This window comes from Halobacillus locisalis (assembly GCF_013694105.1).
GTDB classification, from domain to species: Bacteria; Bacillota; Bacilli; order Bacillales; family Halobacillaceae; genus Halobacillus; species Halobacillus locisalis.
Genome location: NZ_JACEFG010000003.1, coordinates 469,593 through 495,863, shown reverse-complemented (window position 1 = coordinate 495,863; position 26,271 = coordinate 469,593). Strand labels below are relative to the sequence as shown.

At 45.0% G+C, this 26,271-nt stretch carries 30 protein-coding genes; 6 read left to right on the top strand and 24 right to left on the bottom strand.

Translation table 11 applies throughout. The annotated features are described in order from the left end of the window. Positions 1–24: 24 nt before the first annotated feature. The 7 genes from H0266_RS15725 to H0266_RS15695 all read right to left on the bottom strand — a co-directional run bounded on the left by H0266_RS15725 (position 25) and on the right by H0266_RS15695 (position 8,027). Positions 25–1,608 carry a glucosamine inositolphosphorylceramide transferase family protein gene (locus H0266_RS15725; protein ID WP_181473371.1) on the bottom strand — a complete coding sequence of 528 codons (1,584 nt, stop codon included), beginning with the start codon at positions 1,606–1,608 and terminating at the stop codon, positions 25–27. Next, positions 1,532–2,668 carry a glycosyltransferase family 4 protein gene (locus H0266_RS15720; RefSeq protein WP_181473370.1) on the bottom strand — a complete coding sequence of 379 codons (1,137 nt, stop codon included), beginning with the start codon at positions 2,666–2,668 and terminating at the stop codon, positions 1,532–1,534. The genes H0266_RS15725 and H0266_RS15720 overlap by 77 nt, the downstream gene beginning before the upstream one ends. Next, entirely contained in the window at positions 2,665–3,915 is a 1,251-nt protein-coding gene (locus H0266_RS15715) for an O-antigen ligase family protein (RefSeq protein WP_181473369.1), read from the bottom strand. The genes H0266_RS15720 and H0266_RS15715 overlap by 4 nt, the downstream gene beginning before the upstream one ends. Positions 3,916–3,938: 23 nt before the next feature. Beyond that, on the bottom strand, positions 3,939–5,381 hold the full coding sequence (locus H0266_RS15710; RefSeq protein ID WP_181473368.1) for an oligosaccharide flippase family protein: 1,443 nt from the start codon (positions 5,379–5,381) through the stop codon (positions 3,939–3,941). Between the two features lie 11 nt (positions 5,382–5,392). Further along, positions 5,393–6,004 carry a CpsD/CapB family tyrosine-protein kinase gene (locus H0266_RS15705; RefSeq protein WP_181473367.1) on the bottom strand — a complete coding sequence of 204 codons (612 nt, stop codon included), beginning with the start codon at positions 6,002–6,004 and terminating at the stop codon, positions 5,393–5,395. Positions 6,005–6,029: 25 nt separating this feature from the next. Continuing rightward, on the bottom strand, positions 6,030–6,782 hold the full coding sequence (locus tag H0266_RS15700) for a YveK family protein (protein WP_181473366.1): 753 nt from the start codon (positions 6,780–6,782) through the stop codon (positions 6,030–6,032). Positions 6,783–7,091: 309 nt separating this feature from the next. Beyond that, the gene (locus H0266_RS15695; protein ID WP_246364138.1) at positions 7,092–8,027 is read right to left on the bottom strand and encodes a glycoside hydrolase family 55 protein; all 936 of its coding nucleotides are present in this window, start codon (positions 8,025–8,027) and stop codon (positions 7,092–7,094) included. A 182-nt stretch (positions 8,028–8,209) separates the two neighbouring features. On the opposite strand from H0266_RS15695, the gene H0266_RS15690 reads away from it, so the two are divergent. Then, positions 8,210–8,665: a hypothetical protein gene (locus H0266_RS15690; protein ID WP_181473364.1), complete on the top strand. Its 456-nt coding sequence runs from the start codon at positions 8,210–8,212 to the stop codon at positions 8,663–8,665. A 96-nt stretch (positions 8,666–8,761) separates the two neighbouring features. Here H0266_RS15690 and H0266_RS15685 read toward each other — a convergent pair whose 3' ends face one another. Beyond that, positions 8,762–8,977, bottom strand: a complete 216-nt coding sequence (locus tag H0266_RS15685) for a hypothetical protein (RefSeq protein ID WP_181473363.1) — start codon at positions 8,975–8,977, stop codon at positions 8,762–8,764. 33 nt (positions 8,978–9,010) lie between these two features. Here H0266_RS15685 and H0266_RS15680 point away from each other — a divergent pair, with 33 nt between their 5' ends. After that, positions 9,011–9,742, top strand: a complete 732-nt coding sequence (locus H0266_RS15680) for a VCBS repeat-containing protein (protein WP_181473362.1) — start codon at positions 9,011–9,013, stop codon at positions 9,740–9,742. A 78-nt stretch (positions 9,743–9,820) separates the two neighbouring features. Further along, positions 9,821–10,825 (top strand): Gfo/Idh/MocA family protein, encoded by a 1,005-nt coding sequence (locus tag H0266_RS15675; RefSeq protein WP_181473361.1) that lies wholly within the window; start codon positions 9,821–9,823, stop codon positions 10,823–10,825. Positions 10,826–11,061: 236 nt separating this feature from the next. On the opposite strand, the gene H0266_RS15670 is transcribed toward H0266_RS15675, so the two are convergent. The 13 genes from H0266_RS15670 to H0266_RS15610 all read right to left on the bottom strand — a co-directional run bounded on the left by H0266_RS15670 (position 11,062) and on the right by H0266_RS15610 (position 21,604). Then, positions 11,062–11,688, bottom strand: coding sequence for an FMN-dependent NADH-azoreductase (locus H0266_RS15670; protein WP_181473360.1), 627 nt, complete (start codon positions 11,686–11,688; stop codon positions 11,062–11,064). Between the two features lie 187 nt (positions 11,689–11,875). After that, positions 11,876–12,016: a hypothetical protein gene (locus tag H0266_RS15665; protein WP_181473359.1), complete on the bottom strand. Its 141-nt coding sequence runs from the start codon at positions 12,014–12,016 to the stop codon at positions 11,876–11,878. 108 nt (positions 12,017–12,124) lie between these two features. Continuing rightward, positions 12,125–12,601: a GNAT family N-acetyltransferase gene (locus H0266_RS15660; RefSeq protein WP_181473358.1), complete on the bottom strand. Its 477-nt coding sequence runs from the start codon at positions 12,599–12,601 to the stop codon at positions 12,125–12,127. A 21-nt stretch (positions 12,602–12,622) separates the two neighbouring features. Further along, positions 12,623–13,951 carry a Na+/H+ antiporter NhaC family protein gene (locus H0266_RS15655; protein WP_343063326.1) on the bottom strand — a complete coding sequence of 443 codons (1,329 nt, stop codon included), beginning with the start codon at positions 13,949–13,951 and terminating at the stop codon, positions 12,623–12,625. 305 nt (positions 13,952–14,256) lie between these two features. After that, positions 14,257–14,577, bottom strand: coding sequence for a CHY zinc finger protein (locus H0266_RS15650; protein ID WP_181473356.1), 321 nt, complete (start codon positions 14,575–14,577; stop codon positions 14,257–14,259). 15 nt (positions 14,578–14,592) lie between these two features. Then, positions 14,593–15,825, bottom strand: coding sequence for a GNAT family N-acetyltransferase (locus tag H0266_RS15645; protein WP_181473355.1), 1,233 nt, complete (start codon positions 15,823–15,825; stop codon positions 14,593–14,595). An 80-nt stretch (positions 15,826–15,905) separates the two neighbouring features. Beyond that, positions 15,906–16,982, bottom strand: a complete 1,077-nt coding sequence (locus H0266_RS15640) for an ABC transporter substrate-binding protein (protein ID WP_181473354.1) — start codon at positions 16,980–16,982, stop codon at positions 15,906–15,908. Between the two features lie 14 nt (positions 16,983–16,996). Further along, a complete protein-coding gene (locus H0266_RS15635; protein WP_181473353.1) occupies positions 16,997–17,764 on the bottom strand; it encodes an ATP-binding cassette domain-containing protein in 768 nt (255 codons plus the stop codon). A 10-nt stretch (positions 17,765–17,774) separates the two neighbouring features. Further along, a complete protein-coding gene (locus H0266_RS15630; protein WP_181473352.1) occupies positions 17,775–18,584 on the bottom strand; it encodes an ABC transporter permease in 810 nt (269 codons plus the stop codon). A 303-nt stretch (positions 18,585–18,887) separates the two neighbouring features. Next, positions 18,888–19,565, bottom strand: a complete 678-nt coding sequence (locus H0266_RS15625) for a hypothetical protein (RefSeq protein WP_181473351.1) — start codon at positions 19,563–19,565, stop codon at positions 18,888–18,890. Further along, a complete protein-coding gene (locus tag H0266_RS15620; protein WP_181473350.1) occupies positions 19,562–20,308 on the bottom strand; it encodes a hypothetical protein in 747 nt (248 codons plus the stop codon). The genes H0266_RS15625 and H0266_RS15620 overlap by 4 nt, the downstream gene beginning before the upstream one ends. Then, positions 20,280–21,191 (bottom strand): ABC transporter ATP-binding protein, encoded by a 912-nt coding sequence (locus H0266_RS15615; protein WP_181473349.1) that lies wholly within the window; start codon positions 21,189–21,191, stop codon positions 20,280–20,282. The genes H0266_RS15620 and H0266_RS15615 overlap by 29 nt, the downstream gene beginning before the upstream one ends. Continuing rightward, positions 21,191–21,604: a GntR family transcriptional regulator gene (locus tag H0266_RS15610; protein ID WP_343063311.1), complete on the bottom strand. Its 414-nt coding sequence runs from the start codon at positions 21,602–21,604 to the stop codon at positions 21,191–21,193. The genes H0266_RS15615 and H0266_RS15610 overlap by 1 nt, the downstream gene beginning before the upstream one ends. Positions 21,605–21,793: 189 nt before the next feature. Here H0266_RS15610 and H0266_RS15605 point away from each other — a divergent pair, with 189 nt between their 5' ends. Genes H0266_RS15605 through H0266_RS15595 form a run of 3 tightly spaced genes read left to right on the top strand, consistent with a single transcriptional unit; the run spans position 21,794 to position 24,062 of the window. After that, the gene (locus H0266_RS15605; RefSeq protein ID WP_181473348.1) at positions 21,794–22,627 is read left to right on the top strand and encodes an amino acid ABC transporter substrate-binding protein; all 834 of its coding nucleotides are present in this window, start codon (positions 21,794–21,796) and stop codon (positions 22,625–22,627) included. Next, positions 22,611–23,309, top strand: coding sequence for an amino acid ABC transporter permease (locus tag H0266_RS15600; RefSeq protein ID WP_181473614.1), 699 nt, complete (start codon positions 22,611–22,613; stop codon positions 23,307–23,309). The genes H0266_RS15605 and H0266_RS15600 overlap by 17 nt, the downstream gene beginning before the upstream one ends. A gap of 15 nt (positions 23,310–23,324) precedes the next feature. Further along, complete coding sequence (locus H0266_RS15595; RefSeq protein WP_181473347.1) at positions 23,325–24,062, top strand: amino acid ABC transporter ATP-binding protein; 738 nt, start codon at positions 23,325–23,327, stop codon at positions 24,060–24,062. A gap of 327 nt (positions 24,063–24,389) precedes the next feature. Here the strand turns inward: H0266_RS15595 and H0266_RS15590 are convergent, their stop codons facing one another. From H0266_RS15590 to H0266_RS15580, 3 genes are read right to left on the bottom strand one after another with little or no spacing between them, the layout of a single operon-like run. Continuing rightward, a complete protein-coding gene (locus H0266_RS15590; protein WP_181473346.1) occupies positions 24,390–24,998 on the bottom strand; it encodes an ABC-2 transporter permease in 609 nt (202 codons plus the stop codon). Next, the gene (locus H0266_RS15585; protein WP_181473345.1) at positions 24,979–25,866 is read right to left on the bottom strand and encodes an ABC transporter ATP-binding protein; all 888 of its coding nucleotides are present in this window, start codon (positions 25,864–25,866) and stop codon (positions 24,979–24,981) included. Before H0266_RS15585 ends, H0266_RS15590 begins: the two co-directional genes overlap by 20 nt. Continuing rightward, on the bottom strand, positions 25,866–26,243 hold the full coding sequence (locus H0266_RS15580; protein WP_181473344.1) for a GntR family transcriptional regulator: 378 nt from the start codon (positions 26,241–26,243) through the stop codon (positions 25,866–25,868). Before H0266_RS15580 ends, H0266_RS15585 begins: the two co-directional genes overlap by 1 nt. Positions 26,244–26,271 lie beyond the last annotated feature (28 nt).

The window sequence follows — 26,271 nt, the reverse complement described above, 5'->3', positions numbered from 1 at the left end:
ACGTTTATTCTTTATAAAGAACAATCAACTAAAAAAAGCATCCGATGGTTTCTCTTTCAATGTTTGTTCTCTCTTCTTCATCCTTTTTGCCCTAGCTAAAAGAAATCGATGAATTTTTCTCAACAGGTGTTTCCCATGATATTCAATCCTTTTGCCGTCCATCAGCGCGACACCATTCACGAAAGATACGGTGTGCAATCCATCAGGATAGTCGCTCAAGGGATCGGGTTCGAGGCGATACGCCGGTTCTTCACGAAATTGTTCTGAACTCAACGCAACAATCCGGTTAATGACGACCGCTCCCCCATACGTACGGGAACAATCCTGAGAAGGGCGGTACAAGCTTTCTTCCATCACGAAAGGTGTACCTGCAGATCTTGAAGATCGGACATCGACTTTGACCGGGTTCAATGGGTGTTCCTTCCAATCGCCTAGTAAATCATCTGCATAGAACACATGCAATTCTTCATTGTGACTGTTCCCACCTGAAGCTTTCGTACAGAACATCCACCACTGGTCATCATAATACGTGACGGTAGCATCGACAGCCGCAAAATCGTGTAACATGGTTTTCACTACTTTCCAATGACCTGACCATTGATAAAGCACGACGCTTTTCGCTTCAGATGTTTCCGGTATGCAGTAGGTCGTTCCATCATGGTGAACGATATATGGATAAGACATGTGATGGGGCTGACTCAACGTTCGTTTGTATTCGGTCGGCTCATCTCCATCTCTCATCACCCATTCACTAATGAAGCCGTTCGGTTCATGGTGATCCATCTCTTCTGCTATAATTCTCCAATTTTCGCCGTCGTTGTAAAAAAAGGGGTCTGCGTAATAATGATGCTTCCCTTCCTTCAAAAAGCGGAGGCTCACTCCTTCCTGACTTATTGATGATAAGTCTTGGTTGGAAAACCCGACATTCCAGTACTCATAGGCGAAAGCTTTTTTCAACACTTCTTTGCCCAAGTGCTTCGTTTGGGATAGAACGACATGGAGTCGATCCGCTACCTTAGGATCATCATAAACGGTTGAGACGACGATGGAGTCTGGATATCCATTTATAAGAATGTCCTTCGCCGCTTGAGCCGGCCACTCCACCACCCCCTCCTCCATCGCTCTTTGGTGACGCCTCCTCGAGAAAGGATGCATGTGACGGTACCCTACTTTCAAAGACTGGTAATCTTCATCATGGAACAGCCGAGCCAGCATGACCTCCGATTCTGAATTACGTTCTCTATAGTGTTGGAAAAACGGAACCTTTTCCCACTGATGCCGGAACCCCCATACCCCGTAGGCAGGGAAGTCGATAATAGCGCCTTGCCACCTCCATTTTCCTAAGGATAACAGGACATCGACCGGATGCTCTTTCAACCATTTCATTGTATCGTTAGTCAGATGAACGTCTGTCACGACCGTTCCTGACACCCAGGGAACCCCTCCCCAGCTCGCTGTTTCAGAGACCGATTTCTTACCCCTGATCGTCATCAAATAGTGAACATCCACATGGGGAGAGGCTATCAGATGGTCAATCATTTCCGCCTGCCACTTTGGCATTGCGACGTCTTCGATTAATACGCCAAAAGTGATGGTGCTTCTGTTCATGCTTCGTCACCTCCCCGTACAAACTTAAGTATTCAACAAGCGTCTTTTGGATCATTCGCTCAAGTGAGAAGTGTTGTTCCACTCGTTGTCTCCCTCTACGCGAAATCTGGTCACGGATAGTTTGATGGCTTTTCAGATAGAGAACTTTCGAGCTGAATTCTGCCAGCGAATGATCTCGGATCAAGTAACCTGTTTCATCGGTTAAGATCGCTTCCTTGATCCCTCCGCGATCGATAGAAATAAGCGGAGTGCCTGTCGCCATCGCTTCGAGTACAACCATCGGAAAAACCTCCCGTGTCGAGGTCATAAGCAAAACATCCATTTCCTTGACGAACTCTTCTGGCTTCTCGACCATCCCTACCATCTGTACCCGGCCTTCTAGCCCGAGCTGCGTAATTTTATCCTTGATCCTAGATGTGTCCGGGCCGTCGCCGGCAATCTGGAAATCCAAGTTGCTGCAGCTTCTTAAGGCAGCTGCAATCTCTACGAAAAACGACTGGTTCTTCTCTTCAGAAACCCTTCCTAAGATCCCGACTTTGAATATAGGGTGATCGACTTTCTTAGAATAGGGGAACTGCTTCAAATCCACTCCGTTATGGATCGTCTTGACGATTTCAGGTGTTACACCGACAGCCGTCATGTTTCGCTTTTCAAAATCACTGACTGTGATGACCCGCGCCACTTGTGCATTGATCAATTTTGCAAAAATCCGAGGAAATTGTTGCTCTAATGAAGTCACATTGTGCTTCGTATAAACGATTGTAAGCGGGTGATATTTCTTCAATAGTGCGGCGTACATTACCATCCGCAAACTATTGGCGTGAATCAGATCGATCTGCTTTTTTTTCACGAACCGGGCGAGACTCCAGAGGTTCTTCGCGTGGTTGGTCCGACTCAACCTGAGAAAGCGCTCTTTATATTTCAGCCGACCTTCCAACTCCCCAGGTGCAGCTGCTGTAAAGCATTCTACATCCGGGTGTTCCAGGCAGTTTTCCAACTTGCAGTAATAGCTTTCTGCTCCACCGAATATGAGTTTGTCTGTTAAGAGAAGAACGTTCATATGGCTCCTCCTTTCACTTGCTTACGAACATGGAGATGAACGGACGATTTGTACGCTTGCATTTCCTGCTCTTGCTTCGTCATATACGTCGACAAAACAGCTAGATATAAGAAGAACATGTCGTTGATAATAACGGATAAGAAACCCATTTGTAGAACGAGTCCGATGAACGTCAAAAATAAGTAGGGGCGTTTTTTATACACTTTATATTCAATCAATTGATACAAAACGAGAAGGATAAAAAGAAGATAGCAGAAGATTCCTAACAATCCAGATTCCGATAATATGTCCAGATACGTGTTGTGTACGGTCAATGTATCCTGATATTCATGCCAGTTATAGTCGGAAAAATTGAAAGCTCCAATGCCGAAGAAGGGATATTCCGTGAAGTAATTCCAAGCTCTTCCCCAAAGGTCGAGCCTTCCGCTCCCCCCATCCTCGGTGAAGTCTTTCATCCGGGAGGTGAAGATGTCGAAAATCTGAAACTTGAAATAAACGATAGAAATGTAAGCTCCGAGCGATACCGAAAGCGTGAGAGCCGTGATTATTTTCAATTGTTTCATAGGAGGATTAAGGAACATATAGAGAAGGAAGAGAACGACCATGACCATTAAACCGCCCCTTGAGAACGTCAGCAAGTTCGTCACCACGACTAACAGCAACCCGATTTTATTCATCCACCCTTTCGCGTTCGTTAAGTAAAAAGCAAAGAATAGGGTGTTGTAGAAAACGAAGAAGTTCGGGTCTTGAAGCAAGCCGATCAATCGTGGGTAATCACGATCCAACATCAACCCATATTCGTAGACGCGGTCGCCCTGGAGAACGAATCCGACTGTCTTCAATCCGATGGAATAGAGTGTAAGGCTCATCGCGTTGAAGAAGATTCCGACCATCGATATACTCTTGATAATGACTCGTTCGCTCGCTTGCCCAATGATCGACTTCATCACGAGGTAGCAGGAAAGATAAATGATGATGCCGACGAGTATTCGTAAGCTGGACTCCGGATAAATCGAAAATGCTCCAGAAAGGCTGTACATCAAGTAAAAGACGACCATGGCAACCTCGAATAAATGGAAGCGGACAAACCGGAAAGAACCAATACATACGATCAAATAGATCATGGAAAACACCATGTACGGCTTCAAGGCGAATCCGATATAGATATTATAGTTCGCAAGCGTCACCAGCAAGAAGAGGAAGACAACGATCCAACGGTTTCTTTCCCTGTCTCCTTCTTTATACATGATCACGACCCCCTCCTTCCTCGTCAGCTTGTCGTCCCGTTGTGCATCACGCGTTTATATTTACTGAAGGCCTTCACTAGATTCAGGCGCAACTCTTGATCAAGTGCAATCAATACGACCATAATAGTGAGATGGACGGTAACCGCTGCCCATGGATTCCCTCCAAGGTAGACATCAATCATCCAAAGACTTCCCGCGAATAGGCTGAGATATGGAAAAAGAACGCGTTTGAAAAGTTCTGAACGAGCACGTGTGCAAACCCAGAATCCGATTAAACCGATACATTCAATGGTTACTCCAGCGAATGCTGCCCCGAGTACGCCATAACGGCTACTCCATCCGATATATAAGAAGGCACCGATTAAAATGGCGATCGCTTGAATGATGGTGCGGGCGTTCTGTCTCTCCATTGAGGTCAAACCATCCGCCAAAGCGATATTCACAGCCTGAAGAGTCAACATGAGCGACAGGATTTTTAACGGGAGAGCCGCTTCTGACCACTGTTCACCAAACAGGAGCCGGATGACCTCTTCATTGAAGTAAAAGAACGGGATCGTCATCATCATCCCGATCAACGCCATGATTTTTACCTGCATGCGTTGATGAGAGCGATGGTCATTCAACTGATCATTTTGAAAGGTCCGGAACAATACCGGGTAATAGGCACCAGCGACAACGAAAGGGATTTGCTGGAGAGCCTGAGGAATACGGTACGCAACGGCGAACAATCCGACTTCAGCCAGCGAAATGGTTTTTTCTAATAAAATCGGTCCAAGGTGAGGCAGTAGTACAAATAGCAGTCCGCCGATCGTAAATGCGCCTAAATTCTTCAATAACCCCCGGTGGAACGGTTCAGTGAAAGATAACCGGACGTGCCTACCTACGAGAATGATAGCCACTATGCCCGCTGTTAAATAAGAACCGCCGTACATCGCCGTCACGAGGAGCGGGTTCCACTGAAGGAACATCCCGACCGACATCGACAGGACCAATGCCGTTGCCGAAACCAACCGGATCAGACCATAATACTGCATTTTTTCGATCAATTGGAAGTAGGTGGTTCCGATGCTTTGAAGGGCGACTCCCGTGACCATCGGAACGATTAACACAAAAGCCGTCTGCATCAACTTGGCATTGTCACCGTTCATGATATAGATCACAAAAAACCCTAAAGCGAAAGTGAGAATCAGAAGGAGCAGCCTCATTTTCATGTAAGAAGTAAGCAAACGGGAGTGACCGACCTCCTGCTTCGCTCCTTCCCTAAGGACGATGTCACTCAACCCTGCGTCTGTAAAATAACTCATGATCATCGCGAAGGCTAAGGCTACACTGAATAATCCATATTGATTCGATTGCAGATAACCTGCAAGCACAATCAGCGCCAGGGCGTTAAGACCACTCGATAGAGCCGTACTGTAAAATAAATGAAGGATGTTGACGACTATGGAATTCTTCTTACCCCCCATTCATGAACCCCCTACCCGGTTTGCAGGATTACACCCCATATAGGGACGTTCGTCTGCTCAATGGCCTCCTTCGCCTCTCTTGCTTCTTCGTTCTTGGATTGATGTCTTCTCACCGTCATGACCACTCCATCACAATGATTCATCACCAAGTGAGCATCCGCATAAGCAAGCATGGATGGAGCCTCGAACAGGATCAAATCATAGTTTTGCCGGAATCCTTCTCCCCATTTGACCCATATATTCTGATTCCATAACATAGAAGGCTGTTGTGTATGGGGGCCTGTTGTCAGGACAGAAAGCCCCTTCTGGTATGTTTCGTGTACAAAATCTAAAGGAGAGTGAAGGGTAGAATGAAAGGCGGTCGTCCATCCACTTTGGTTATCGACTTGAAACCATTCATGAACCTTAGGGTAACGGACATTGCAATCGACGAGTAATACCTTTTTTCCTTGTTCGGCAAAAGAGAGAGCGAGTTTTGAAGAAATCAACGATTTTTGTTTCATCGAATCAGGGGACGTTACCATCAACGTACACGGTCCCGTCATTTTCGTCTCCAACCGCGTGCGAATCATCCGGATCTGCTCAGTGCTTATACTTGTATCCCCGAGTCTTACCTGCTGCATCACTTTCCATTGTTTCTTCGCTTTTCTAAACACGGACTTCGCCTCGCTTCCTTCTTTCCTTGACACTCAACTCTTCTTCGATTTCCGTCTTAAGTTGATGCTTTTTTATCGTCCTTTTCCTCTTCTTCATATCCACAACTCCAAGCACTGGTACACCCACCTGTTCCTCCAGCTCACGGGCCCCCTCGACCGAGTCATCCATATGCTCACGCAGCATCGCGATTCCGATACCAGCAAGGACCGAGACAACCACTCCTATACCGATATTGATCAAAATGCTACCGACTTGCTGCACTTGCCCTTCTCCTGTCGGGTCATCGAGAATGACAATATCGTTGACATCGAACAGTTCATTCATTTGCGTGACGGTGGTTCGGACGATGATCTCTGCCATTTTTTCTGCTTCATCAGGATGTGAACTTCTTACGGTCACATTCACGATTTGGGAGTCTTGCGTATTCCTGACGACAATCATCTCACTTAATTCTTCATAAGGAATGGCGAAGTCTTCTCTTACTGAACTCAGCACACTCGGACTTTGAATGAAATCAATCGTAGATGCGAGCAACATGTTCAATTCTCTGTTCTCTCCATAAGTACTGTCGTCTTTATTCAATTTCCCAATGACAAGATTGTGGGTCACTTCGTAGGTAGGCTTAAGGACATATACACTCACTGCGGCCGTAATCAGGGATAAAGTCATCGTAACGAGAAGAATGGTAAGGAACCTTCTCTTCACTACGGTCATGAAACGTTTCACATCCATTTTTTCATTCATTGATCATCCCACCATTGTTTAGTAAGTATGTTCCGTCGCTCAACCATCCTCTCCCTCCCTACTATATTCCCTCTTATAAAGTACACTAGTTCTTTATAAAGAACGTTTTCTTGTATTGATTATAAACGTTCACTCTGTAGAATGAAATCGCTAAAAAAGTCGTTTTTGTTCTTTAAAAAGAACATTATCGGTCAATCCCTCTATTTTTCTCCTATTTACTCAATATCTTACTTTTTCCAACAAAAAAAGCATTCAAGGTTTACGGGCAAATCCCCCACAAATTATGAATGCTCATTCATTATTAATTCCTTAATACAAAGGGCTGGTGGATTGATTCGTCGCCCCATAATCTTCCACTAAATCAGGTGGTAAATTCGACATAAACGAATTTCTCTGAGAATTTTCGTCGAATCGGATCATAGACTCCGAGGATGGAAACGACTCATAATCCCAGACCATTGCTTCGATCTGGTTGTCGGACCCCGTTATAGTGATCGCTGATTCTATATCATCAGTAAGCTGGATTTGAATGTTGATGAATTGATTCCCTGAGACTTCATTCGGTACAGATACCCCACTCTGAAGATTGATACAACGCACGCAATCTTCAAGGGTCAGATTGACGAAGCGGTTACCATTGACGAAATTATACTCCTCCCCCTCAGGAGGGTCTGCCTGAAGCTTGAGCCCTGTATGAAAACCAGTCACGGTTACACCCTCTACATCTACAAAGCTGATAAATTCATCTGATTGATCGGCGTGGAAGAGCACCCCTGTCCCTTGATTGGACCCGCTCGTATTGATGACCTTCACATCTTCAATTCCTGTTTGATCCCACGTCCAAAATTGTTCTTCACCGTCCAGATAGATGACTTCTGATGAAAACCCGTCTGTTTGCACCATCAATAACCCTCCCTCGATCCGGGCATTCTTCTCTACCTTTAGAACACGGAAATCCCCTTCAATCAACCACTCACTTTGATGACCGAATTGAATCTCTACACCCTCTTTAAGAACTATCCCTTTCTGGATGGTATATTTTTGGTGAGTTGTCATCACCACGGGTCCACGTTTTTGTTCCGCACTGGCATCGATCGCCCGTTGAATCGCTTCTGAATCGTCCTTCCCATCATTCCCGACTGCCCCGAAGTCTTCTACACGAAGTACATGATCAGGGGATTCACCAAAAAAGATCATCCATCCCAGAACGACAATCAAGCAAACACCTATCCCCGTCAACCCCATATTCACACCTTTGATGATGGGTCCTCCTCTCTCACTATCCTTAAAATTTCTACCTTTTCCGCGAAAATCCTTCTTCGGACTGAAATAGGTACCGATCCATTTTCTTTCACTGACGCACTGTGGTAGACTATGGTATTACGAAATATGCCAAACTTTTTGGTATAGAGGAGGAAACGGAACGCATGTTATCTTTTGAAGAAAAGCTGGCCGTCATTGAAGAGTTTGAGGAATTGGAAAGAAAGGACATTTCTTTAGGTCGTGTGAATTTCCACTTTGAAGACAGCCTTTATGATAAACAAATCGTCGTCTATCGCCTTCACCCGAATGGCAACGGCTTCGTCTTTGCCGGTGAAATCGAAGACTATCCAACGGACGATAAAGGGATGGTCAACATCCGTGATTATAACGCAGATGAACTACGCGAAATCATCCGCGAATCGATTGACTCTCTCGCCCTTTCCCCCGCTGAAAAAGATCCAGTCATGGAGGAATGGTTGAACAGCAACGACCAGGCCCTCGTGTTGATGAGGGAAGATGATGGCTATTTTGTGTATGCCGATGAGCAGCTTGAGGGTTCTTTCAACTCGTATGAAGAAGCGGCTGAGTTTTTGACGCAAGAAGGGTTCAAGCGTCTATAGGGTTTTCGAGCGACCAGAGCGTGTATCTGGTCGCTTTTTTATTGCATATCGAGGGCTATAGAATGGGTGTCCGAATTCGTGTGTTAATTGTCTGAATTACTCGTGTCGATGTCCGATAAAGTGCATCAATTGTCCGAATCGGGAGTGAATGTCCGGAATAGTTGATAGCTTGTCCGAATAGCCAGATTGGATGTCCTGAATAAAGGTCACCTTGTCCGAAACGGGGATTCCTTTGTCCGAATTTGTCTCGTTAAAAGCACGGAGCATTTCAAATCGACTACCTAGATTGGAACCGTCTGTTCCAATCTTCATATAGTAAGGATAAATGCACTATAGGAGGTCCTTATGCATCCTCATTTCTTCAATCGACAGGAGCAGTCATCGATTCTAGCTTTTGCTGAAGGCGATGTGAACGGTGATTATATACAAGATTATGTTTACATCGTCGGTCAACAATCATCAGACAGTCCGTACACAACGGCCCTCACAATCGTCGTCCAGGACGGAAAAACGAATGCGTTTTATAATATTCCTTTAAAAACGGACTCAGGCTATGAACCTGCCCTATTCCTGGGGGATTTCACGGGCAACGGGGTCGACGACATTTTCATCCGGATCAATTCAGGAGGCAGCGGTGGGTTCGGTTATTTTTATGTGTATTCATTCGCAAACAATCTGGCAAATATCCTTTTTGATTACGAAGTGTTTAACGGGGAAAATCAATATGCTGTCCTTTATGAAGACCAATACAGAGTCAAGGTCATCAACGAGACGATGAACCTGACATCTACAATTGACTTAAGCAATCGTGATCCGCAGTATTTAGCCGACTTGTATAACTCAGATGGCACGCTCATTCAACCACGAGAAGGATGGGTATCCGATTTGAACCAACTCTACCCTATCGATTTTGACGGAGATGGTGTGTACGAATTGTACGCGCTTCAGCGGATCATCGGGCAGTACAACGCGGACGGACTCGGTCTCGTGCAAACACCTTTGAGTTGGGACCAAAATAAGTTCAAACCGTTTTTCGACAATCAATATGTGGCTGTCCTTGGCCAGCCTTACCGATAACAAAAGACCTCTCTACGGGGTCTTTTTCTATGAAAATGGTATAATAGCACGTACCAATCATAGAAAGAGGTGCTGTACATGATACAAGTTGCTTTACTCAGCAAATGGCACGTCCATGCTGTCGATTACGCGAAAGAGGCTACTGAGAACCCTTCAATCAACATCAAAACGATTTGGGATGAAGATCCTGCTCGGGGTGAGAGTTGGGCACAGGAACTCGGCGTCGATTTCAACAGTGACTTAGAGAACGTTCTTTCTGATCCTGAAATTGATGCTTTCATCGTTTCAACACCGACGAACTTACATACCGATGTGATTCGTTCCGCAGCGAATCACGGAAAACATATTTTCACGGAAAAAGTCCTCGCTTTCTCTACGAGAGAGTGTGAGGAAATCTTCAAGGATATCGAGGAATCCGGGGTTCAATTCATGATCTCCCTCCCTCGTCTGACGAAAGATTACTATTTGTACGCCCAGCAGGTTGTCGACCAGGCATTGCTTGGGAGCGTTACGATGATGCGCTGTCGTGTCGCCCATAACGGGGCTGTCCCAACAGAAAAAAACCAAAACGGATGGCTGCCTGACCGCTTTTATAATGAAGAACAATGTGGCGGTGGTGCCTTGATCGACCTTGGTGCCCACCCGATTTATTTAGCGAATCGCTTGATGGGAAAACCAGAAGCCATCAGTAGCCGCCTGCCGCAAATGCGTGGCCTTGGCGTTGATGATCAAGCGGTTGCGCTTCTCGATTATGCCTCTGGTGCGATGGCTGTTCTTGAGACCAGCTTCGTATCTACAGGGAGCCCGTTTCAGCTTGAGCTTTATGGTACGCAAGGAACGTTGCTGATCGAGGATGATACGATTCGATTGAAAAGCAGCAAGCTAGACTCAGATGACTGGACGCAACCGGAGAACGTGCCTGAGGATCTGCCGATGCCGATGGAGCAGTGGGCTTCGGCGATTGAGCAAAACCAACCGGTGTCGATTACGAAAGAAGATGCGTATTTGCTGACTTTAGTGAATGAGGCGGCGGCTCTTTCGCATAAAGAAGGACGCCGGGTGGATGTAAAGGAATTCGTATAAACTAAAAAGGAACTTCCATATATGGAAGTTCCTTTTTCCAGTTTGTTGAGAAAGCTAAGAAGTAAGTGGAACGGTTCTGTTAGATCATATAAGAATACCGTGGGATGGAAAAGGACTCGCTTTCCTGCGAAGGGAGTCGTTTCCACGCCACCGGTCTCTTCTCAACTTGGAAGAACCGAAGTCAACAGCCTAAAAAAGGAACTTCCTGATTTGGAAGTTCCTTTTTTAAATCTATATTAAAAGCTTGGTGCTAAGTCTCTTGCTCTCACTTTTGCATCTTCTTTGATTTCTTCTGCTTTGTCAGGGTTTAGAGCATGTCCTTCTACAAATAACCCCTCAAACGATGGGACGCCGAAGAATTGCATGATTGTATCTAAATAGCGGTGGCCCATTTCCATTTGTGCTGCTGGCCCTTCTGAATAAATGCCGCCACGTGCTTGAATGTGCAAGGCTTTCTTATCCGTCAACAATCCAACAGGTCCTTGTTCTGTATATTTGAAGGCTTTTCCTGCAACAGCGACTGAATCGATGTACGCCTTCATTTTCGGAGGGAACGAGAAGTTCCATAGCGGCGTTACGAAAATATATTTATCTGCAGAAATGAACTGTTCACAAAGCTCTGTCAAACGCTCGACTTTCTTTTGTTCCCCAGCTGATAGCTGATCCCCAGACTGCAGCTTGCCCCAGCCATTGAAAACATCTGCGTCAATTTCCGGGATATGCTCACTATATAAATCGATGTGAACCACCTCATGGGAAGGATTCACGTCTTTATATTTGTCCACGAATTCTTTTGCAACAGCCATACTATAAGAGGCCGTGTCATCGTGAGGGTGTGCGGTGATATACAATACTTTTGTCATGTTGAGTCATTCCTTTCTTGTTCGAATGTTAGTGAATGTAGTGTTTGTAAAAAGAAACCATTCATGCATTATCTCAGGTTCATTTATTATGAATACGAGATTTATTATGCAGAAGAACACTTCATTTTTCAACTCTCATGCTCAAGAAAAAGAAAAAACACCTTCCGCAGAAGATGCTTTAGGTGATTTATTCAGTTATAAAAAAGGGATTGCCGCTAAGGGCTGAACGTACTTCATTGGTTACCATGAACCGTTCTATTTCCTCATTTTCTGACTGCTTAAAGTCGTTGTGCAGCGTTCCGTCGTAATACACAGGCTTATTTTCCATATGTACGTCACCTCCGTGTGTTTAGACTTACCTATATATTACTAATTATTCATGACAAAAGTTACCCTTTTTCATAAAAAAAGAAGCCCCCTACTCAATAGGAGACTTCTACAAAATCCGGTTCAAAACGATGAGTCTTCTCTCATATCCACGAAACATTTCCACCGTCACATCGCCTGTTCGCTTGAATTGGTTCCGTTCAAAGAAACGTAAGCTATCCGGGTTATCTTCATACACCTCTGCACATACCGAATGTAATCCCAGTTTTTCTTTTATATCCCTAAGAAATAATTCCAGTGCCTTCGCACCTATTCCTTGACGCTGCCGTTCGGCAATGACCATACCGATAAATGCATCTTTCGGACTTTGATACAACTCGACTTTTCCGACAGCCTTCCCGTCTTCTTCTATGACTTTAATCATCAAGCGTGGCTTTTCACCACGAAGGTAGGAATGATAGGAATCGATAAACTTCTCATACGAACGAGGTTTTTCAATTCCCGTTTTGACCTGTAACGCTTCATTCATTTCCCACTCATGCATCCGATCAAGATGATGGGGTTGAACATCTACGATTGTGATCATCACTTCATTCCTCCTTTTTTTCTAAAGCGTGAATTTCGGGAATCTGAATAGAATCGCGATGATTCCTGATAGGGCCAATAGAATCGGATAAAAACAGAATGGAACAATCGAGACAGGAGAGATGCTCGCCACCCCTGCTACAGACAAGATTTGAGCTCCGTAAGGTAACAACCCTTGAACTGAGCTTGAGAATATATCCAGTAAGCTTGCCGATCTTTTGGCATCGATTCCGTATTCATCAGAAATCTGTTTGGCGAGAGGCCCCGCTGTGATGATGGAAATCGTGTTGTTGGCTGTAGACAAATTGACGGCACCGACGAGGCCGGCAATACTGAATTCGCCCCCACGATTGGACTTCGCCCGTCGACTGATCGCTTGAAGCAAGAAATCGATCCCACCATTTTGTCGGATCAATTCTACAAGCCCTCCGAGTAAAATGACGAGCAGCGACAAGTTTTGCATACCCTGGAAGCCTTCTCCAAGCAGTGTAACAAAGTTGAAGAGTCCGATATCATTCGTCAAAAGACCAATGACACCAGCAAAAATGATGCCGCCCATCAATACATAGATGACATTGATTCCGATTACGGCGAAAATCAGTACCCCGAGATAAGGGAGAACTTTTACGATTTCAAAAGGATATTCCTCTTGTAACGCCTGAGAAGCATCTGCCGTAATGACACCAAAGATGACGGCGGTAATGATGGCCGCTGGCAGTACAATGAAAAAGTTCGCCTTGAATTTATCTTTCATTTTCGTGCCTTGCGTTCGAACCGCAGCAATCGTCGTGTCCGAGATGATGGATAAGTTATCACCGAACATCGCACCGCTGACAATCGCTCCCATCGTAAGCGCCACACTAATGCCAATTTCATCAGCCACACCCACTCCAATCGGCGCGAGTGCAACCACGGTCCCTACAGATGTTCCCATCGAGATGGAAATAAAGCAGGCAATGATGAACAATCCAACGACAAGTAAGTTCCCAGGTAGAATGCTGAGTCCTAAGTTGACCGTTGCATCAACAGCACCCATTCCTTCCGCTACCGAAGAGAAAGCTCCTGCTAGTAGGAAGATAATCACCATCAAGATGATATCGGGGTGTCCTCCCCCTTTGGTCAGCTGTTGTAACTTCGTTTGAAAGTCCGTTTTTCTATTCATGAATAATGCCACAAGAATCGCCGCAAACAAGGCGACTAGTACGGGCATTTGATAAAAGTCTCCTGTCGCAATTCCTGATCCGATGAATAATAAAATGAAGACACCAAATGGGATCAGCGCGAGCGGATTTCCTTTTTGTTGATCTGTCATGATGTGATCCTCCTTCCAGTATTGGAATAGGTTTTTTATTCTTTTCCCTAATAAAGCACTTTTACACTCTACAATATGGAGCGGGTTACTATCAAGTTTGAACGTTCTTAGTGCATGTTTGGGTATTTCTAGATGTGGGATTGCATTTTTTAGGTTCTCTTAAATCCTGAAGATTTCTTCCATTTTTTTGTGATCGACCATGAATTCTCATGGGCGCTCGCAAATTCCGGTGAGCGCTCGCAAATTCCGATGAGCGCTCGCAAATTCCCATGAGCGCTCGCAAATTCCCATGAGCGCTCGCAAAAAAACGCAGCACATCACGGCTGCGTTTTCTCAAATAACATTCACATCTCAAAATACAAAGGATAGTGATTCGCGCACCCCTCATTAAATGGATGACGACAGCTCGGGCACTCATGAACCTTCAAATACTCCGCAATCGTCATCGTATTCTTACAGTGCCCACACAAGATGGCTTCACGGTCACGCTCGTCCTTGCTCCACTTCTTTGGAGGGTGATCGGCGAGCTCTTGATGACACTGATAGCAGCCGTAAAACTCTTCACAGCAGGCAAACTGTAAAGCCACAACATCGACCTTAGAATGATAATGCGTACAACGCGACTCATCATCAACTTGTACACCTTTGACGATCCGCTGACTCATCATAGATCCTCCTTTTTAGAAAAATGACCAACATTCCGGCTCCGTTGGATGTTCAAATAAAGAGATCGCTTTTGGCAAGGCTTCTGCGTCACTCACTTCGACCGCTCCACTATAGAGAAAGTCCTGCAATGTGGCACATCCCATCAACAAAGAAGAAAACTCGCCAATTTCAAGCGTAATCGTGACATCGGCATGTTCATCGGTCTCGACAGGTTTCCCTTCTTCAAACTTCCATACCGCCTCATAGTCCTCCTCGAGCAACGAGTCATGTACCCGCCATCCGATCCGGACCGTCTCACTTCCGAACGAGTGGTGTTTGATACCATCCAGGAACGGAGGAATATCGACAATCCGATACATCAGTCCCTGGCCCGCTTCACTCGTCTTATGATAGATTGTGTAAATCAAGTCCTGGTCGACATGATTCGGATCATCAAGCAACATCGAGAAACGTTCATCAAATGTCGGGAACACGATTGTACGGACTTGGTCCTTTTGATTATGTAAAAACTGTAAAAGTGATTGATAGGCTTTGATCGAGGTCGTGATGAAATTCCTTACAATTAGATTGTTTTGCAGAAAATGATCCCCCTGATTTTGTTGAAAATCAAAGGACAAATAGCCTGTCAGCTTCCCCTCTTCAAAGACTCCGACATTGTGCCACTCCCCTTTAGACAAAAAGGAAAACTCAAAGCCAGGCTTGTCGCATCCCCCATGTGTCCCACGTGCCCACTCGTGATAACAGCGACTTACCGCATCCCGATCATCTGAAGTCAAAACTTCCGCAGATTCCACATCCTCAAATGCCGGCAATTGAGACGGATGAAAACGGTATGTTGATAATCGCGGTCCTAAGCCGAACCCCATTTTCTTATAAAAAGAAGGTTGGAACGGATAAAGTTGGGTGAGGGGACGCCCCTGTTCTCTCGCATCAAACAAAAACTTCTTGATGATCCGCTTGGCATGGCCCTGCTTCTTGTTTATCAAATCAACGGCTACCGTACCGATGCCTGATGCTTCCATAGAAGAACCATACACGTTAGCGACTTGATCGTAAACGATGTATCCTGCCAGAAGCTGATCCTCATCATATAGACCGATCGTATGCACGTTCTCTTCTTTGTCCATCTTTTTGCGATGTTCAGTGTACCGCTCCCGGTCCTCTTTCGACTTCAGTTTCATTCCTGGATAACAGCGTTCGGACAGTGCTGTGAAGTCGTTGAAATCTTGTATCGGTTTAAAATTCATGTCTTCCACTCCCTTCTTTCTCCAATTATACACGACTCATTAAGAAAAGCCGCACTCATAGATGAATGCGGCTTCCACCATTATTTATAGCTTCCGAGAATTTCGACTGCCTTCTCCGTCAGCGACGTATCTACAGATTCGTTAAAGTCAAATTCCCCACGTGTAGCCCCGTTCTCTTCATACATTTGATATTGCGTCTTAATATCCTCGACGAACATCGCTCCGTTCGGATCAAGACCCGTCACGCTCACTTTTTCCCAAAGAGCCGGGTCCTTCAGAGCCGTGTACTCGGTCATAATCTGAATGACGTCATCCGTTCCTTCCCCTTTTACAAATGCATCATTGTAGTCGCGTACCCCTTTAAGGTATGCGGTCATGAACCGCAAAGAAACATTTGTATCCTCTTCAATAAAATCAGGTGATCCTAGAACCATCGCAATTTGGGCATCCGGTGCAAAGTCGGTCGCATCTTTGAAGCGAACGTGCAAATCTTGCTGCTCACCTTGTGTGATGAGTGGCTCAATTTGCAGCGCAGCATCAATCGATCCGTTCCCCATCGCCGCAAGCATATTCCCGAAGTCCGACATGATCACAGTCTCCACATCGTCTTCTGTCAATCCAGCATGCTTCAACATCTCTGCATAAATGTACTCATCTACCGAATTACGGGAAGATATCGCAATACGCTTTCCTTTTAGATCTTCGTAATCTTTGATTTCATCTGTCAGATCATTGCGGATCACGAAGGAGAAGTACGACTTACCATCGTTATAGTGGCCTTTATCAGCGATTATTTTGACATCAATGCCTTGTGCAATGGCATTGAAGAACGAAGCCGTCGACACCCCACCCGCGATATCGACTTCACCAGCAGCAAGCGCTGGCAACATGTCATCACTGTTCGCGAACTTTGTGAATTTCACATCAATGTTGTAGTCATCAAAGTAACCTTTTTCTTCTGCAATATAAAACCCTGCCCCAGACGCCGCTCCATCTTCCGCAATTAGCACGGTCGTTTTATTATCGAGCGGGGCTAAATCCCCTGAAGGGTTATCTTTGCTGACACTGTCATCAAGGTCTCCCCCTCCCGACGAATTCCCTCCACAAGCCACCAACATGATCAATAACAAAGGAACGAGAAACCACATTTTTTTCATTTTGCACATGCCTCCTAAGTTCTTGAACCTTGCACTTCACTGTCCAAATGACTCCGAATCTTCACAAAATGCTCCGTCATCGTCTGATCCGCACGCACCTCTTCCATCGTACGCGGCCTCGGCATTTCGATTTTAATTTCCTCGGTAATACGACCTGGTTGAGAACTCATCAGTAAGATCCGGTCACTCAATAACAACGCTTCATCAATACTATGCGTGATAAACAGTACCGTCTTCTTCGTTTCCTCCCAAATGCTGAGCAGCTCTTCCTGTAAGATGAACTTATTCTGCTCATCAAGCGCTGCGAACGGTTCATCCATCAACAGAATTTCCGGATCATTCGCGAACGCACGCGCGATACTGACGCGCTGCTTCATTCCGCCGGAAAGCTCTTTCGGATACAAGCGGGCGAACTTATCGAGTCCGACTTTTTCCAAATAAAAAGCGGTACGTTCTTGAACAACCGATTTCGGCAGATGCCTCATCTTCAATCCGAACGCGACATTTTCTTTCACCGTGAGCCACGGAATCACCCCGCGTTCCTGGAAGACCATCGACTGCAGCGGTCGTTCCTTCCCACTGGCCGCAATCTCAAAGCTCCCCGTACTCGGTTTCTCAAGTCCAGCCAAAATCCTGAGCAGCGTCGTCTTTCCGCATCCACTAGGGCCGAGCAAACAGACGAACTCACCATCCTGGATATTCAGATCAATGCCCTCAAGCGCGGTCAAGCTCTGCCCTTTCTTATAGAACACTTTCGTCAACTCATCAATCGTAATTTTCACAAGACCCCTCCTATCTCCATGGCAACAACTTCGTCTGCAATCCCCGTAGAATCAGCGAGAACAAATAACCGAAGAATGAAATCAGTACAAGCCCGACAAACATTTCTTTCAATAAAAACGCATTGTATGAAGTCCAGATTAAGTATCCGATTCCAGAGTTCGCGCCCATCATTTCGGCCGCGACAATCGTGAGCAGCGCAATTGCCTGCCCCATCTGAATGCCCTCGATCATAACCGGCAACGCTCCAGGCAAGGCAATTTTGAAAAAGAAATGTTTCGAGTTTGCACCGTAGTTATTCGCCACATCAAGGTAAATGCGGTCAATGTTGACCACCCCTGCCACCGTGTTGATGACGACTGGGAAGAAGACGCTCCCTGCGATGGTGACGATTTTCGATACTTCACCGACCCCGAAGATGATCAAGATAATCGGTAAGAGCGCGAGCGTCGGAATCGGCATGAGTGCCATGATCAGCGGTGATAGAAAGTGGCGAATCGGCGAGTATAATCCCATGAATAACCCAATAATGACAGCCGGAATAACCCCTAACAGAAAGCCCGAAAAAATCCTAAACAAAGAAATGCCGATATGGTGAAACAGCTCCCCACTCGCACTCATGGCAATAAACGTACCGACGATTTCGGTCGGCGGCGGGAAGAAGCGGGCATCGACTAACCCCGTGCGCGATAGGAATTCCCAGAGAACCAAGATGAAAATAGGAGATGAGAACGTCAGCAATTGCTTCCACCTGTTTTTCCATTGTCGCTTCTTCCATTCTTCTTGCTCGACGGCAAATGGATCTCTATATTGATCTTTCATTGGTCACCACCTCTTACCGCCCATCTTATGTCGGTCCGCCCATTTGTGTGATTTGAATAAAGTCACCTGACTTTTGTCATCTTTGCATGTGAAGCCGACTTAAGACTGTTTTCACGAAGAGCTGACTTCAAAAAGGTCTTAAGTAGTGCGATAAGGTCCTTTTTACAATTCATTCATGCACAAAAGGGTCTTAATGCTCCCCCTTACGACGTTTCCCAATCCCCCCAGCCATCAATAACGTTTTATTCTCATCCTTCGTCACAGTTTCAGACAACAAAAAAAGCCGGGGCACTGCCCCGACTCTCAGTTCACTTGATGATACATATGTTCATCCGCTTCGATTTCTAAATCAGCTGGAACTTCTATATACAACCCTGCGAATTTCCCCATCCACGGTTCACGTCGATCGTCCATCGTTTGACTGATGATGGCAGGTGTCTTGAATGTCTTGTACTCTAGCACCTCGTCAATCATCGACTCTACTCTCAACATCCCATTTTCCATAGATACGTAAGGCTTCCATTCTCTATCGATTCTTACATCCTGGACAATGAGAGGCGTTTGATAATAGTAAGCTTGAATCCCTTCCAAGCCTTCTACTTTTTCCACATAGATCGTGACTTCATCTTCCCCACCACCCATGGAATTGATGATAAGGGGTTCTTCTGGGACAGCAAAACTCCAGAACCCTTTTTGTAAATCGTCATCCAACGCTTCACGATTCCCATTTAACACCTGTCTGTATATCTCATCCGTATCATAAAGATCCTTCTTCTCTTCGAAGCCCGCTGAAGAGGATGTTTCGTCCGGCATCACGATATAGAAGACAACGGACACGAGAAGAAGGAGACTATACCCTCCAAGCATCCAATACCCTGCCTTCTTCGGCATGAGGCTCATCACGATTTGGGAACGACTGACGTACACGATGAAGCTCACGATTAGAATGATAAAAAGGATAAGCACAATAGGCATTATCATCCTTTCACCTCCAGTCGATTAGAAAGTAAGACAGCTACACTATAAAAAATGGCCGCCGTCGCTGTTGTTTTCAATAGATAGAATAGAAGGTTCGCTTCACGGTAATAGAAAGAGAAAAACGCGTTCATCACAGCTCCATCAGAAGGCTGGTAAAGAAGGATCAATCCACCGATCACAACCGCTGGCAGTATGAAAATGAACAGCTTACTCCACTGAACCATCACACCTGCTACATATCCCATCGAACTAAATAAGATAACGGAGCCAAACGTATAGAAAATAATAAGAAGTAAAGAAGCATCGACACTAGCACTGCTGATCACAGCATCCCCTTCTGCCCCGATCAGAAAAACCACCACACGCACAAGGTAAAAAGATAAGGCGGCGGTAACACTACTGATCAATCCGACCAGTGTCAAAAAGGCGATCGTCGAAATATTGCTGCTGTTCCGGTTCGTGACAAACGCAAAGTCATCTTCTCTATAAGCTCTCGTCGTTAACAGGAGGGCTGTGATAAATCCCCAAAAGATCGTGAACACAATGACCATATCCACTGTATAAGTTTGCACGCGCACATCATATCCGAGCGTCGATCTCATAGAGCCTGAAGTAGCTAGCAAGGAAAATAAAGCCCCAAGCAGTTGAATGACGACGAGTGACGTAAAAACGCCCGCATACGATTTACATTTATAAACGAGTTGCTTTCCGATCACTTCACTCGCTTTCATTTGAACGAAAGACATGATCTAATCCTCCTCCCTCTTGCTTTGTCAGAAACATGCAAGCATCTGTCGGCTGGATGCTCGTAACCGAAATACCATCAAGGCGCATGCGTTGAATCTCCCCATCCGTATAGTCATGCTTCACCGCTACTTGCACATCATCCAGGCCGCTTTCCTGTTGATCTAGAACGTCACGCCCCTCAAGCCAAGGTTGAACGCTGCTTACTTTCCCTGATAAACCAATGGCATATTCACGTAAGTCATCCATCGTGGTATGCAGCCGTAATTTACCATGGTCCAGTAAGACCACTTCTTCAAACAAATCTTCCATTTCGTTCATGTAGTGCGTCGATAACAGAATCGTCCTCGGGTGCGCTATATAATCTTTCAACAGGGCCCTGTGAAAATCTTTTCGAACCGCTGCATCCATTCCTGTCGTCGGTTCGTCGAAGATGGTCAGAGGACAGCGTGAACAAAGGCCGACAATCATGTTGAAGGTGCTTTCTTTACCCTTCGATAAATTCTTATGTGACTCTTTTTCATGAAAACCGAAATGCTCGAACAAGCGAAGCGCAAGATCATGATCCCAGTTTTTATAAAAACGACGCCCCTCTTTGAGCAGTTCCTTAAGTGTTAGAGACGGTGGGAAATTCATCTGATCATCAATATAGATCGAGTTCGCAGACACGAACAAATTGTTGAATGGCCGCTTTGAAAACACCTCAACATGACCGGATGATTCACGGAGCATACCAGAAATAATCTTCAAAAGCGTAGTCTTTCCCGCTCCATTCCGTCCAATCAGCCCGATGATTTTGTTGTCATCAATGGACAAGTCCACACCATCTAGTGCGGCCTTCCTTCTGTATTGCTTCGTCAATTCCTTACAATGAATCGCCTTCATCAGTCATCCTCCCCACTCGTTTTCCACAATTCTTTCAATGCTTTTCTTACTTCTTCTTCCGTCATGTTCAAACGCTTGGCTTCAGATACGACATCTTCAAGGAGATGCTTCAGCGACTGACCCTTCCTTTTCTCCACGATAATCGCTTGCGCTTTTTCAGAGACGAACTTCCCGATTCCACGCTTATCGTAGACAATCTCTTCATCCGCCAGCAGCTTCAGTCCTTTTGCAGCCGTTGCTGGATTGATGTTGTACATGTCTGCAAGCTTATATTGTGAGTACACTTTGTCATCTTGTTGTAAGTTGCCGTGAAGGATTTCACTCTCGATCCATTCTGCGATCTGGATGTAGATCGGCTTCAATCCGTCCGTATCAAGGATCATCACTTTTTCCTTCTCTCTGCATGAGTGCATTAGTCATGTAATGTAGTATATTACTCTTCCATTAAAATGACAACTATATTTTTCCTATTTTTGAAAATAAAACGTAAAGTACACCAGTATGAGCTTTTTCTATTGACGGAAGCTAATACAGGATGTATTATTCGATATGTATTATTCCGATGAATTTAATCAGGATTAAAATAGAGGAGGTCATTTTTCATGAAAAAGATATTAGGTTTATCAGCAATCGGACTACTTATTCTTGTTTTAGCGGCTTGCGGTTCTTCGGATGAAGGAACGGACCAAGCAGAGGACACATCAGGTAATGAAGGTTCTTCAGAGGAAACACAAAGCTTGTATGATGAAATTCAAGAAAAAGGCGTGCTTACAATCGGAACAGAAGGTACGTATGCCCCGTACACGTTCCACAATGACGCAGACGAATTGACAGGGTATGACGTTGAGGTCGCCCGCGAGATCGCGGACCGTATGGGAGTGGAAGCAGAATTCAAAGAAACGAAATGGGATTCCATGTTCGCTGGCTTGAACACAGAACGCTTCGATATGATCGCGAACCAAGTCGGCATCAAGCCCGACCGTGAAGAGAAGTATGATTTCTCTACTCCATATACGTACTCCACAGCGGTTCTTGTAGCCCCTAAAGGTGGAGACGTTCAGAGCTTTGAGGATTTAGAAGGCGCGAAATCAGCGCAATCGTTGACGAGTAACTATGCAGATATCGCGAAAGAATATGGCGCAGAAATCGTAAGCGTCGAAGGATTCAACCCAGCGATGCAGTTGCTAGCTAACGAGCGTGCAGACGCAACGGTAAACGATCGTCTATCTGTTCTCGACTTTTTGAAACAGCGTGAAGATGCACAAGTCGAAATCGTGGACCGCCAAGAAGACGCGTCAGCATCCGCCATGATGTTCCGTCAAAACAATCCGGAATTGATCGAAGCGGTCGACGAAGCACTTGCTTCCATGCGTGAAGATGGCACGCTAAAACAAATCTCTGAGAAATGGTTTGGCGAAGATGTATCTGCTCAGTAATTTCTGGCTGAGTGCAGACAATCTGCAAACACTACAGGACTCCTTTCTTCCATTGTTGAAAGGAGTTCTTTACTATACGATTCCGTTAACGCTACTCGCGTTCTTTGCCGGATTGGTCCTCGCCATCACGACCGCGTTATTCCGGATTTCTGGAGTGAAGATTCTGAGCATCATCGCCCGCGTTTACGTCTCTATCATTCGCGGAACCCCTTTACTTGTGCAATTATTCATCGTCTTCTACGGTTTCGGTAACTTAGGTGTCTCGTTCTTGAAGTTCAGTCCGTTTGTCGGCGCACTGATCGCTCTTTCCTTGAACACAGGGGCATATGCGTCCGAAATCATACGAGCATCGATCCTATCGATTAATAAAGGGCAGTGGGAAGCAGCCGAATCGATCGGCATGTCGTATTTCCAGTCGTTGAAGCGCGTCATTCTCCCGCAAGCGACACGCGTTTCGATTCCTCCGTTATCGAACTCGTTTATCGGATTGGTGAAAGAAACATCGCTCGCTTCCACCATTTTAGTAGCGGAGATGTTCCGTAAAGCTCAAGAAATCGTGGCCACGACCTATGAGCCGCTCTTAATTTATACACAGGCTGCCGCGATTTACTGGGTGCTATGTTTCATACTCTCCCTTATTCAAGGTCGTATTGAACGACGCTTAGACCGATACGTGAACTAGAAAGGAGGTTCGATCATGCTAGAAATGAATCACATCTCGAAGAGTTTCGGGAACCTAGAAGTATTGAAAGACATCAGCATTCAAGTCGACCAAGGTAAAGTCATCGTCGTCATCGGGCCATCCGGTTCTGGGAAAACGACATTGCTTCGTTGCTTGAACGTGCTTGAGCGCCCGGAAAAAGGCGAAGTGACCATCGATGATCAGACCATTGATTTTTCAGAGAAACTCGATAAAAAAACCATCCGTGAATTAAGAAAACAAACGGGTATGGTCTTCCAAAACTACAACCTCTTCCCGCATTTAAGCGTAATTGAGAACATCATGGAAGGTCCTGTTACCGTCCAGAAAATCGACAAGCAACAAGCACGTGAAGTAGCGATGCGCCTCCTTGAAAAAGTCGGACTTGGGGACAAAGCGGACGTCTATCCGCACCAACTATCCGGCGGACAGCAGCAGCGTGTCGGCATTGCCCGCGCCATGGCGATCGATCCGAAAGTAATGCTGTTTGACGAACCAACCTCAGCCCTCGACCCCGAGCTGATCGGAGAAGTCCTCCAAGTCATGAAAGACCTCGCCGAGGAAGGAATGACGATGGTCGTCGTCACCCACGAAATGAACTTCGCCAAGGACGTGGCAGATGAAGTCGTCTTCATGGATGAAGGGTACATCGTCGAGCGCGGCGCTCCTGTCGATGTGTTTGAGAATCCGAAAGAAGAACGCACGAAACGCTTCCTGAATTTAATCCAACAATAAAAGCCCAAGCTGACGTCCAGCTTGGGCTTTTACTGTTCTGTCTGTGCGGACTACTTATGACGGTTTTGAAAGGGAGATGCCTTTGAAAGTGCTTTGATCAGCGCTATTAAAGCACTTTTGAAATGCATCTTCACTTGAAACCGTCTTGATAACCTTCCTTATAACCTTTTTCAATGTGAAGAGCATTAGAAACTGTCTTGATGCGGTTTGTCTCAGCTGTTTTATGTGGTGGTGGGCTTGGAAAAGGTGGAGAGACTCTTCTGGTAGTCACCCTGAAAAAAACAAAGGATCTTTAGCAATCTGAAGTGTCTAATGACAATGAATTAATCAGAATGCTTTATTCTTGTAGATGCGAAAGGATACTAAGCCTGAACACACATATAAAATCATTATAGAAGCAACAAAGGCAACATACGCTCCTGTACTTTGCATAGTTAACAAGAATTCTACGAACGCTCTGATTCTATCGTTTAAATCCTGGATAAAAAATGACACAACTAATAAATATAAGCCAAATGCCACAATCGAAGCTGTCACTAAGTAACTGCTTTTAAATTTATAACAAAACGGAAGCATGACTGAAATGGCTGTGACGGCAATCGCGATCATGAATAAAAGATTTTTCAGCGAAGTGAATTCTCCATGGATGGCTAAGTTTCCAACGTAGATGGCTGCAGACACCATGACAGTCAACAGAAGAACTACAATATACTTTGAGCTGACAATTTCTTTTCGAGTGTAAGGTAGAGAATTAAGTAAGATATGTACAGAAGATTTTTCATCGATTGTTACAGCATTCATTGCGACGGCAATACTAAAGACAACCCCTACCCATAACGAAGACACATCCAAGAATAAATACACACACAACCCAATCATCAAACCTATGATCATTTTACTCTGCAAGACGAGATCTTTACGTATTAAGTTGTACATGTGGTACAGCTCCTTTCTTTGTATAGTACATAATATCTTCAAGTGTAGGTGCTTCGATGAGGGCCATTTCTCCGAAGACTTCTTCCGCTTTTCGCTTATTCGAAGTCAAAGCCTCAAATCCGTAAGCTGTTTTTCGAGTAGCTATGAACTCTTGTTCTGTATCTTGATCCAGTAACTCAAGCCCTCCTTTTACAATGGCGTACTCCTCTTCAATTTGGTAAAGGTCCTTTGTGAATATGTGTTCTCCGTCATGTATGAAGGTGATATAATCAGCGATCGAATCTAGATCTGTCGTAATATGCGTCGAGAAAAAGATGGTGGTATCGCCATCCTGCAAGAGTTGATGTAAGATTTCCAATAGCTCTCTCCGAAAAATCGGGTCTAACCCAGATGTGGGTTCATCCATAACAATCAATTCTGCGTGATGAGATAAAGCAATCGTTAAAGAAGCTTTAATCGCCATGCCTTTTGAGAAGGTTTTGATTTTTTTGTTTAAGGGCAAGTTGAACTTGTTCACATAGTCATAAAATAACGAATCATCCCATTTCACATAAGCCCTTTTTACAATCTCCTTCAGCTCGGCCAGTGTGAGATTCTCATAAAATACGCTCTCGTCGAATACAAATCCAATCCGCTGCTTTATTTCCTTCTCATGATTTTCATAATCTAATCCAAATACAGAAACTGAACCACTGTCTGGTTGCAATAGATTCATGATCATCTTGATTGTGGTAGATTTCCCTACGCCATTTCCTCCGATAAATCCTGTAACAAAACCTTTTTTCACATCCAATGAAAAATCCTCTATAAAGAAACCATCAAATGACTTACTCACATGCCTGAGTTCTATGACATTCTGATTCTCCATCAATCTTCCTCCTTATATAAAATGGTAAGCAGTTCTTGCAACTCTTTGAGACTGATCCCGATGTCTTTACTATTCTGGATAGCAGCTAGGAGCTGCTCCTCTATCCCTTTCATCTTTCCTTCCTTGATCATCTCTTCATTTTGATCTGATACGAAGGAACCTTTTCCAACCACCGAATAGATAAACCCATTCTTCTCCAGTTCCTCATAAGCACGCTTTGATGTGATAAGACTGACGTTCAAGTCTTTTGCTAATTGACGCATCGAAGGCAAATGGTGACCGGGTTTCAAATCGTTGGAGATGATTTGCTCTTTGATTTGCGTATGAATTTGTTCATAGATGGGGGTCTTGGACTGATTCGAAATGATAATTTTCATTTTCATACCTCTTTTTATATGTCTGTGT

Bases quoted from the DNA above. Each gene is read 5' to 3' on its own strand.
- H0266_RS15725 (WP_181473371.1), bottom strand. From the start codon at position 1,608: ATGAACAGAAGCACCATCACTTTTGGCGTATTAATCGAAGACGTCGCA.
- H0266_RS15720 (WP_181473370.1), bottom strand. From the start codon at position 2,668: ATGAACGTTCTTCTCTTAACAGACAAACTCATATTCGGTGGAGCAGAA.
- H0266_RS15715 (WP_181473369.1), bottom strand. From the start codon at position 3,915: ATGTATAAAGAAGGAGACAGGGAAAGAAACCGTTGGATCGTTGTCTTC.
- H0266_RS15710 (WP_181473368.1), bottom strand. From the start codon at position 5,381: ATGGGGGGTAAGAAGAATTCCATAGTCGTCAACATCCTTCATTTATTT.
- H0266_RS15705 (WP_181473367.1), bottom strand. From the start codon at position 6,004: ATGCAGCAGGTAAGACTCGGGGATACAAGTATAAGCACTGAGCAGATC.
- H0266_RS15700 (WP_181473366.1), bottom strand. From the start codon at position 6,782: ATGAATGAAAAAATGGATGTGAAACGTTTCATGACCGTAGTGAAGAGA.
- H0266_RS15695 (WP_246364138.1), bottom strand. From the start codon at position 8,027: ATGGGGTTGACGGGGATAGGTGTTTGCTTGATTGTCGTTCTGGGATGG.
- H0266_RS15690 (WP_181473364.1), top strand. From the start codon at position 8,210: ATGTTATCTTTTGAAGAAAAGCTGGCCGTCATTGAAGAGTTTGAGGAA.
- H0266_RS15685 (WP_181473363.1), bottom strand. From the start codon at position 8,977: ATGAAGATTGGAACAGACGGTTCCAATCTAGGTAGTCGATTTGAAATG.
- H0266_RS15680 (WP_181473362.1), top strand. From the start codon at position 9,011: ATGCATCCTCATTTCTTCAATCGACAGGAGCAGTCATCGATTCTAGCT.
- H0266_RS15675 (WP_181473361.1), top strand. From the start codon at position 9,821: ATGATACAAGTTGCTTTACTCAGCAAATGGCACGTCCATGCTGTCGAT.
- H0266_RS15670 (WP_181473360.1), bottom strand. From the start codon at position 11,688: ATGACAAAAGTATTGTATATCACCGCACACCCTCACGATGACACGGCC.
- H0266_RS15665 (WP_181473359.1), bottom strand. From the start codon at position 12,016: ATGGAAAATAAGCCTGTGTATTACGACGGAACGCTGCACAACGACTTT.
- H0266_RS15660 (WP_181473358.1), bottom strand. From the start codon at position 12,601: ATGATCACAATCGTAGATGTTCAACCCCATCATCTTGATCGGATGCAT.
- H0266_RS15650 (WP_181473356.1), bottom strand. From the start codon at position 14,577: ATGAGTCAGCGGATCGTCAAAGGTGTACAAGTTGATGATGAGTCGCGT.
- H0266_RS15645 (WP_181473355.1), bottom strand. From the start codon at position 15,825: ATGAATTTTAAACCGATACAAGATTTCAACGACTTCACAGCACTGTCC.
- H0266_RS15640 (WP_181473354.1), bottom strand. From the start codon at position 16,982: ATGAAAAAAATGTGGTTTCTCGTTCCTTTGTTATTGATCATGTTGGTG.
- H0266_RS15630 (WP_181473352.1), bottom strand. From the start codon at position 18,584: ATGAAAGATCAATATAGAGATCCATTTGCCGTCGAGCAAGAAGAATGG.
- H0266_RS15625 (WP_181473351.1), bottom strand. From the start codon at position 19,565: ATGATAATGCCTATTGTGCTTATCCTTTTTATCATTCTAATCGTGAGC.
- H0266_RS15620 (WP_181473350.1), bottom strand. From the start codon at position 20,308: ATGTCTTTCGTTCAAATGAAAGCGAGTGAAGTGATCGGAAAGCAACTC.
- H0266_RS15615 (WP_181473349.1), bottom strand. From the start codon at position 21,191: ATGAAGGCGATTCATTGTAAGGAATTGACGAAGCAATACAGAAGGAAG.
- H0266_RS15610 (WP_343063311.1), bottom strand. From the start codon at position 21,604: ATGCACTCATGCAGAGAGAAGGAAAAAGTGATGATCCTTGATACGGAC.
- H0266_RS15605 (WP_181473348.1), top strand. From the start codon at position 21,794: ATGAAAAAGATATTAGGTTTATCAGCAATCGGACTACTTATTCTTGTT.
- H0266_RS15600 (WP_181473614.1), top strand. From the start codon at position 22,611: ATGTATCTGCTCAGTAATTTCTGGCTGAGTGCAGACAATCTGCAAACA.
- H0266_RS15595 (WP_181473347.1), top strand. From the start codon at position 23,325: ATGCTAGAAATGAATCACATCTCGAAGAGTTTCGGGAACCTAGAAGTA.
- H0266_RS15590 (WP_181473346.1), bottom strand. From the start codon at position 24,998: ATGTACAACTTAATACGTAAAGATCTCGTCTTGCAGAGTAAAATGATC.
- H0266_RS15585 (WP_181473345.1), bottom strand. From the start codon at position 25,866: ATGGAGAATCAGAATGTCATAGAACTCAGGCATGTGAGTAAGTCATTT.
- H0266_RS15580 (WP_181473344.1), bottom strand. From the start codon at position 26,243: ATGAAAATTATCATTTCGAATCAGTCCAAGACCCCCATCTATGAACAA.